The organism is Lacticaseibacillus manihotivorans DSM 13343 = JCM 12514, assembly GCF_001435035.1.
Taxonomy (GTDB): domain Bacteria; phylum Bacillota; class Bacilli; order Lactobacillales; family Lactobacillaceae; genus Lacticaseibacillus; species Lacticaseibacillus manihotivorans.
The window spans coordinates 1-868 of record NZ_AZEU01000307.1 but is presented as its reverse complement, the minus strand read 5'-3'; the positions used below and the strand labels follow the sequence as shown (position 1 = coordinate 868).

The 868-nt window shown below is 52.8% G+C and carries 1 protein-coding gene; it reads right to left on the bottom strand.

All coding sequences use genetic code 11. The features are described from left to right. Nucleotides 1-25: 25 nt before the first annotated feature. A partial coding sequence (locus FD01_RS14730) for an IS30 family transposase (RefSeq protein WP_056965081.1) occupies nt 26-868 on the bottom strand: 843 nt, incomplete at its 5' end.

Below are 868 nucleotides of genomic sequence, written 5' to 3'. Positions count from 1 at the left end.
GAATCCTTGATAGTGGTCTAGGTTGTTAAGCCATGCGTCGGTAGTAATCGCATGGTCGAAGATAGTTCAGAATACGTCTGGGACGATGGTTCAGTGCTGATTGGACTGCTTGGATCTCAACCAGCGTAACGTCCCTGAGAGACTTTCCCTTCGGGAAGTACTCCCTGAGTAGTCCGTTGGTGTTCTCGTTAGTGCCGCGCTCCCAAGGCGAGTATGGATGAGCAAAATAGATCTGGGTTCCAACGATCTCCGACAGCTTGGCGAACTCGGAACCATTGTCAAACGTGATACTCTCAAACTCCTTGGCACCGTAATCGTTGATCGTGTCCTGCAAGGCTTTAAGGCAGGTGTCCGCATGATAGTCAGGTATCTTAACGATGATTTCAGTTCGGCTGTACCGTTCTGTGAGCGTCATCAGCGCTGGCTCATCAGCCGAACGAATACCTTTGACCAAGTCGCCTTCCCAATGTCCCACGCCTGTACGGTCATTCACGGCCGCAGGACGCAGCTCGATTGAGTCGCCGTATATCTTCTTGTTCTTGCGTTTGTGGGCGTTCTTATAGCCTTTGACGCGGCGTCGGAGCTTCTTGGGGAGTGTCATGTTGTCTAGTTCAAGCAGCCCGGCATCGATGTAGCGGTACACGGTAGTCGTTGAAGGGCAAGACTTACCCTGGTCGCGATAGAAGTGTACGAAACTATCAACGCTGTGCACGCGAGGCTTGCGGGTAAGCTCCTTGGTGAGAGCTTTGAAGAACGCACGGCCGGTTTTGAGAAAGGCGTGGTGTCCGGTTCTGTCGCGTTTGCGGTCGTGTATGGCTTGGGCAGTTTCCGCAAGATAGACTTGATGCGAGTGACGCTTCGAGTCGAG